At 71.8% G+C, this 6,496-nt stretch carries 6 protein-coding genes; 4 read left to right on the top strand and 2 right to left on the bottom strand.

Annotated features, from left to right (window positions below; translation table 11 throughout):
* Positions 1-101: 101 nt before the first annotated feature.
* Complete coding sequence (locus E1298_RS42490; RefSeq protein ID WP_207945177.1) at positions 102-1,439, top strand: hypothetical protein; 1,338 nt, start codon at positions 102-104, stop codon at positions 1,437-1,439.
* A gap of 31 nt (positions 1,440-1,470) precedes the next feature.
* On the opposite strand, the gene E1298_RS42485 is transcribed toward E1298_RS42490, so the two are convergent.
* Complete coding sequence (locus E1298_RS42485) at positions 1,471-1,791, bottom strand: DUF3817 domain-containing protein (protein ID WP_131903052.1); 321 nt, start codon at positions 1,789-1,791, stop codon at positions 1,471-1,473.
* Positions 1,792-1,951: 160 nt separating this feature from the next.
* On the opposite strand from E1298_RS42485, the gene E1298_RS42480 reads away from it, so the two are divergent.
* Positions 1,952-2,671, top strand: coding sequence for a DUF4230 domain-containing protein (locus tag E1298_RS42480; RefSeq protein WP_243726174.1), 720 nt, complete (start codon positions 1,952-1,954; stop codon positions 2,669-2,671).
* Between the two features lie 145 nt (positions 2,672-2,816).
* Here E1298_RS42480 and E1298_RS42475 read toward each other — a convergent pair whose 3' ends face one another.
* Complete coding sequence (locus E1298_RS42475; RefSeq protein ID WP_131903050.1) at positions 2,817-4,016, bottom strand: acetyl-CoA C-acetyltransferase; 1,200 nt, start codon at positions 4,014-4,016, stop codon at positions 2,817-2,819.
* A 108-nt stretch (positions 4,017-4,124) separates the two neighbouring features.
* Between E1298_RS42475 and mce the strand changes: the two genes are divergently transcribed.
* Both mce and E1298_RS42465 read left to right on the top strand, forming a co-directional pair.
* Positions 4,125-4,562 carry a methylmalonyl-CoA epimerase gene (gene mce / locus E1298_RS42470; RefSeq protein WP_131903049.1) on the top strand — a complete coding sequence of 146 codons (438 nt, stop codon included), beginning with the start codon at positions 4,125-4,127 and terminating at the stop codon, positions 4,560-4,562.
* Positions 4,563-4,891: 329 nt separating this feature from the next.
* Positions 4,892-6,223, top strand: coding sequence for a DivIVA domain-containing protein (locus E1298_RS42465; RefSeq protein ID WP_131903048.1), 1,332 nt, complete (start codon positions 4,892-4,894; stop codon positions 6,221-6,223).
* The last annotated feature ends 273 nt before the right edge of the window (positions 6,224-6,496 follow it).

The following is a 6,496-nucleotide window of genomic DNA, read 5'->3' as shown; positions in this document are numbered from 1 at the left end:
CGCTAAGCGTGGTGGGGGGGCCAAGCGTCGGCCTGCGCGGCTGGTGCTTCCGCAGATGGCCAGGCTGCGGGCGATACGGCCGCCCGCCAGGAGCGGGGCCGGTGTCTGACCTGGGGCGGGTGCTCCGGCTGGACGCCCGTCGCACGGCGCTGCTGGTGGCGGTGCCGGTCCTCACCGCGGTCGGGATGGGGGCGACGGCGCCGTCGCTGGTGCCCTCGGTCGCGTACTGGGACAACTCTGTCGTCGCCCTTGTCAACGCGGTGCGCTTCCTGGGGCCCGTCGCCTCGGGGTTGGCCGCGTGGACGGCGGTGCGGGAACGCCCCCTGGACTACCTCCGCGGCCTCACCGCGCGCTCCCCCGCCACCGGCGTCCTGTTCGATCTGCTTCTGCTGTCGGCCGCCGGGCTGGTCGCCTACTTCACGGTCACCGGCGTGGTGGTCGTCGTCACGCTGCTCCAGCAGGAGGCGGGCCATCCGCATCCGCTGGGTGTGGTCGTGGGCGCGGGCGCGCTCGTCCTGCACATCGTCGCCGGGTATCTGGCCGGACGCGCCGTCCCGCACCGGGCTACGGCGGCCGTGGTGCTCGCCCTCACGGCCCTGTGGGGTGCTCTGCGCGCCCCTGGCGTGTCGTGGTGGAGCCTGCTCCCTCCGGCGGCGTTCCACCGGGTCCGCCTGTTCACCGCCCTGCGCCCGGACGTGCTCGCCGATCAGGTGGCCTGGTCGATCGGGGTGACCGCCGCGCTGGTCCTGGCGTACGTGACGTGGTCGACCCGGCGGCTCCTGGTCGTCCTGCCGCTGGTCCTGGCGCTGGTCGCGACCGGCACCGCGACGCTGGGCCTCCACGGCTCGGACGGCGGGACGGTGGCGCCCGCGCCGGCGGAGCCGGTATGCCGCGAATGGCCGCTGACCATCTGCGTGCACCCGGCCCTGCGAAGCGCGCTGCCCGCGCTGATGGCGGCGGTGACACCGCTCGCGGCGCGGCTGAACGGGACGCCCGGCGCGTTCACCCGCGTGGACCAGCGCCCGGCCTGGCTGCCCGCCACGGTGGCGGATGGCATCGCCGCCGTCCACGTCGACGAGGACCTCGCGCCCGGGTACGAGGTGCGGGCCGTCCGGCAGATACGCGACGGCCTGATGGACGGTCCGGCGTGCGCGGCGCCACGTCCCGGCTCGGCGGGGTACCGGGCGCTCGTGGACGCCTGGCTCCTGGGTGAGGAGCCGCCTGCCGTGCCCGACGCGCGCGCGGCGCGCGGGTTCGCGTCCTGGAGCGAGGACCGGCGCCGTGAATGGTTGCGGCTGCATTTCGCGCAGTACCGGGCATGCCGGCTCGGCCCGCAGGATTTCCGGACGGAGGCACCGGGCCAGATCGTCCCGAGGCTCCTGCCGAAACACGGGCGGCGGACGATCGGGGAAGCGCGCACCCTTACGTCCCCTGCGTGACCGCGGCGGGATCCCCCCAGACCCGCCGCGGTCACACAGAAGTCATTGGACGGCGCTCGCCGACGGGAGCGGCGGGCCGAGCCCAGAAGTGCTCCACGAAGAACGGGGCGACCGGGAGCACCGAGGCGCCGAGGGCGAGGACCGTGCGCTTGGCGTCCCAGCGGAGCGGTTCGCGGACGAAGAAGACGAGCCCGACGTAGCCGAGGAACAGGATCCCGTGAATCGGGCCCGTGATCTGCACGGCCGCCGGCGCGTCCGCCATGTACTTCAGCGGCATGGCGATCAGCAGCAGCACCAGGAACGAGACCGCCTCGGCGATCGAGACGAGGCGGAAGGCACGAACGATGTCCACGACCGGTAAACGCGCCGGCCCGGCGGAAAGGTTTCAGGGAGCCGTATGGTCCCGATCACAGTTCCAGGCGTCCAGCGCGTCGGGGAGCGGCGCGTCCGGGGACCGGACCTCAGACCGCCGGGTGAGGTAGGGCGACGCCGTGCCGGGAATGTCCCCATGCATGGCCCGATCGGAACCGAGTAACGACGCCCCCCGCACGCCCGCGCCCGAAAGGCCCCTCGACGCACGGCCCGTCCCCCGGCCCAGGATGCGCGGCGCCCTGCTGCTGATCGTGGCGACCATCGCGCTCGTCCTGGTCGTCCAGCAGACGCTGCGGCTGTTCCCCCACTGGCTGAACCCGTTCGCCGAGGAGACGAAGGACCGCAGCGGCCCCGCGCTGCTGCAGTCGATCCGCGACCTGCACCGCTACGAGGCCGCCAGCGGCAACTTCCAGGTCGTCGTGGACCTGGAGAAGGACGCCAAGTTCCTCCCGGACCCGCTGCGCGGCAAGCGCACGCTGTTCGTCGGCAACGGCTCCGTCGACGCCTACGTGGACTTCTCCAAGCTCGCCTCGGGCGGGGTCAAGGTGAACTCCGACCGGACGACCGCGACCCTCTCCCTGCCCCCCGCGCAGTTGGAGCCGACCAACCTGGACTCCAAGCGCAGCTACGTGTTCTCCACCGAGCGCGGGCTGTTCAACCGTTTCGGCGACTTCTTCAGCGGCAACCCGAACGACCAGCAGCAGCTCTACGTTCTCGCGAGCCAGAAGATCCAGGCGGCCGCGGGCGAGAGCGGCCTGCGCCAGCGCGCCGACGCCAACACCAAGCTGATGCTGGAGAACATGCTGAAGGCCCTGGGCTTCAAGACGGTCACCGTCCAGCAGCGACCCGCAGGCCAATGACCTGGTCCAAGCCCACCTGCGCGCGCCTAAGCCACCGCGCGAGCGCGACCGAAGGTCTCCGGGAGGAACGAGCCGCGGGCGATGTGCCTCCCGGAGATCGCGAAGCGATGCAGCGCTCGCCCGCGCTCCGGACGGCCCGGAGCCGCTAGGCGACGGGGCGAGCCGGAACGCGGATCACGAGAGCGTCGCCCTGGCCGCCGCCGCCGCACAGGCCCGCGGCGCCGATCCCGCCGCCGCGGCGCTTGAGCTCGTACGCCAGGTGCAAGACGATCCGAGCGCCCGACATGCCGACCGGGTGGCCGAGGGCGATGGCGCCGCCGTTGACGTTGACCTTGTCCGGGTCGGCGCCGAGGTCGCGCATCGACTGGACGCCGACCGCGGCGAACGCCTCGTTGATCTCGATGAGGTCCAGGTCGTCCACGCTCAGGCCCTCCTTGCCGAGGGCGTGTCGGATCGCGTTGGACGGCTGGGACTGCAGGGAGTTGTCGGGGCCCGCGACGTTGCCGTGCGCGCCGATCTCGGCGAGCCAGGTGAGGCCGAGTTCCTCGGCCTTGGCCCTGGACATCACCACGACGGCGGCGGCGCCGTCGGAGATCTGCGAGGACGAGCCGGCGGTGATCGTCCCCTCCTTGCTGAACGCGGGGCGCAGCCGCGCGAGGGACTCGGCGGTGGTGTCGGCGCGCACGCCCTCGTCGGTGGCGAACACGACCGGCTCGCCGCGCCGCTGCGGGATCTCCACCGGGGCGATCTCCTCGTCGAACACGCCGTTCTTGATGGCCTCGGCGGCGCGCTGGTGGGAGCGCGCGGAGAAGGCGTCCTGCTCCTCGCGGGAGATGCCGAGCCCCGCGTTGTGGTCCTCGGTCGACTGGCCCATGGAGACGCCGTCGAACGCGTCGGTGAGCGCGTCGTGGGCCATGTGGTCGAGCACCTCGACCGAGCCGTACTTGTAGCCGCCGCGCGACTTCGGCAGCAGGTGCGGGGCCTGGGTCATCGACTCCATGCCGCCCGCCACCACGATGTCGAACTCCCCGGCCCGGATCAGCTGGTCGGCGAGCGCGATCGCGTCCAGCCCCGACAGGCACACCTTGTTGACCGTGATGGACGGGACGCTCATCGGGATGCCCGCCTTGACCGCCGCCTGCCGGGACGGGATCTGGCCCGCGCCCGCCTGGAGCACCTGCCCGAGGATCACGTACTGGACCTGGTCGGCCGGCACGCCGGCCCGCTCCAGCGCCGCCTTGATCACGTGCGCCCCGAGGTCGGCGGCGGAGAAGTCCTTCAGCGAGCCCAGCAGGCGTCCGATGGGGGTACGCGCTCCGGCGACGATCACGGACGTGGCGGTCATTCGGGGGTCCTCCAAGTGGCGCGTTAGCTTCGTTTGCCACCATACCCAGGAAGAGGGAAACACCCTCCGGTTCGTCCCCGTCCGGCCCGCTCCGAAGGAGAAACGCCCATGCTGACCCGAATCGACCACATCGGCATCGCCTGCTTCGACCTCGACGTCACCGTCGAGTTCTACCGGCGGACGTACGGCTTCACCGACGAGCATTTCGAGGTCAACGAGGAGCAGGGCGTCCGGGAGTGCATGCTCAAGATCAACGAGACGGGGGACGGCGCCGCGAGCTACCTCCAGCTGATCGAGCCGATCCGCGAGGACTCGGCGGTCGCCAAGTGGCTCGCCAAGAACGGCGAGGGCGTGCACCACATCGCGTTCGGCACGGACAGAGACGTGGCCGAGGAGAGCGCCTTCATCGAGGACGAGGGCATCCGGGTGCTGTACGAGACGCCGCGGAACGGCTCGATGGGGTCGCGCATCAACTTCCTCCACCCGAAGGACTGCCACGGGGTGCTCACCGAACTCGTCCAGAAGCCCGCTCCGTCTACCACATGATCTTCCCGACACGGCGGCGCACGGGCGCGATCGGATCGTGACATGTTCGATATCACTGCACGGAGCGGTGGGTTACAGACCGCCGCTCTGTAGCCGTTCAGACACATCTGGTGCATTTGTGGGGCCGGTACCTGGGCACCTTGCACCCGGGAGAGCTACGTCACAAAGGCGGACAAACCACGCAGCGCGTCAAGATGAGCCCCCAACACGGCAGTGTCCGGAGTACGCTTCATTCGCCGGAAGAGGTCTGGGGCACTGCGCCCGTTCAGCCAGGCGATCAACCGGTCCCCGGAACTACCCGTAGCCCCGTCACATCAGGATTGAGCCACATGCAGTCCGACATCGACGCCCAGCTCAGCAACTTCTTTGAAGACACGCCCCCGCGCGAGTTCGACGTGGTGCTTCGCGGCTACGACCGGCACCAGGTCGACGAGCACATCAAACAGCTCGACAACGAGGTCCGGCAGACACGCGAGCAGACCCAGGCCCTGCAGCGGGAGCTGTCGGACGCCCATCGTCAGCTGCAGGAGCAGGAACGTCCCACCTACTCCGGCCTCGGCGCGCGCATCGAACAACTGCTGCGACTCGCCGAGGAGCAGGCCACCGAGCTGGTCCAGGCGGCCCGTTCCGAGGCGAACGAGATCAAGGCCGCCGCGAAGGTCGACGCGGCGGAGCAGCGCGCCACCGCCGAGAACGACGCCTCGGAGCTGCGCGCCAACGCCCAGCGCGAGGGCGACGACATGCGGGGCGCGGCCGAGCGTGAGGCCGAGGAGGTGCGCACCTCCGCCCGTCGCGAGGCCGACGAGCTGACCTCCACGACCGAGCGCGAGGTCGCCAAGCTGCGCGCCACCGCCGACCACGAGGTCGCCGAGAAGCGGGCCGCCGCCGAGCGCGAGATCGCCAAGCTGCGCACCACGACCGAGCGCGAGGTCGCCCAGCTGCGCGCCTCGACCAAGCGCGAGCGCGACGAGATCCTGACCACGGCCAAGCGGCAGGCCGACGAGATGCGGGCCCAGGCCCAGCGCATCCTGGAGGAGAGCGAGGCCCAGCGCGCCCAGGCCGAGGCCGAGTTCGAGATCCAGCTGGCCGCCCGGCGCGAGGAGGCCGACCGGCAGGACGCCGAACGGCACTCCGCCGCCCAGGCCGCCACGCAGAAGCTCGTCGCCGAGGCCGAGCAGCGCGCCGCGTCCGCCGAGCAGCGGGCCGCCAAGGCGACCCAGCAGGCCGAGCAGACCCGGCGCGAGGCCGACTCGCACGCCAAGCAGCTCATGGCCAACGCGCGCAAGAACTCCGACAACGTCATCGCCGAGGCCAAGTCGCAGGCCGAGCAGCTGCTCGCCGAGACCAAGGCCGAGGCCGACCGCGTCCGCACCGCCGCGCAGCGCCAGGTCGACGAGCTGACCCGGCAGCGCGACAGCATCACCAGCCACCTCAACCAGCTGCGCCAGCTCATCGGCGGCGTGGCACCGGCCATGGGCGGCGGCGACGCCGAGCTGGCCGCGCCTCCGGAGAAGGCCGCGATCCCCGCGGCCGAGCCCAAGCCGGCCCCGGCGCAGCAGGCGCCCCAGCCCAAGCAGCCGGCCGCCAAGGCCGCGCCCAACGGCAAGGGCGGCCAGGCCAAGAAGTCCGACGAGGACGACGAGGACTGGTGGCAGGAGTGACCGTCCGGCGGGTGGAGCATCGGCCGTTCACCCGCGCCTGACCCGTTCGACGCGTGAGCGGAAAGCCTAGGGGCACCGACTGCCTCTAGGCTTTCCGTCATCTCACCTTGGTGAGGCGCGGTCACGGCGGCGGCCCGGCGACCCCGCGAGCGGCCGATGGCAGGACGGAAGAGGAGAGAGCGGCGTGCCCGACGAGACCCCCCACGAGGACCGCCCCGAGGCGCCACCCGGGACGGGCGGCCCCGGGACGGGAAGCCCCGGCCCGAGCGGGAA

Origin of the sequence: Actinomadura rubrisoli (genome assembly GCF_004349215.1) — a bacterium.
Lineage (GTDB): Bacteria > Actinomycetota > Actinomycetes > Streptosporangiales > Streptosporangiaceae > Spirillospora > Spirillospora rubrisoli.
The sequence above is the reverse complement of the archived record's forward strand: the minus strand, read 5'-3'. Positions and strand labels throughout refer to the sequence as shown.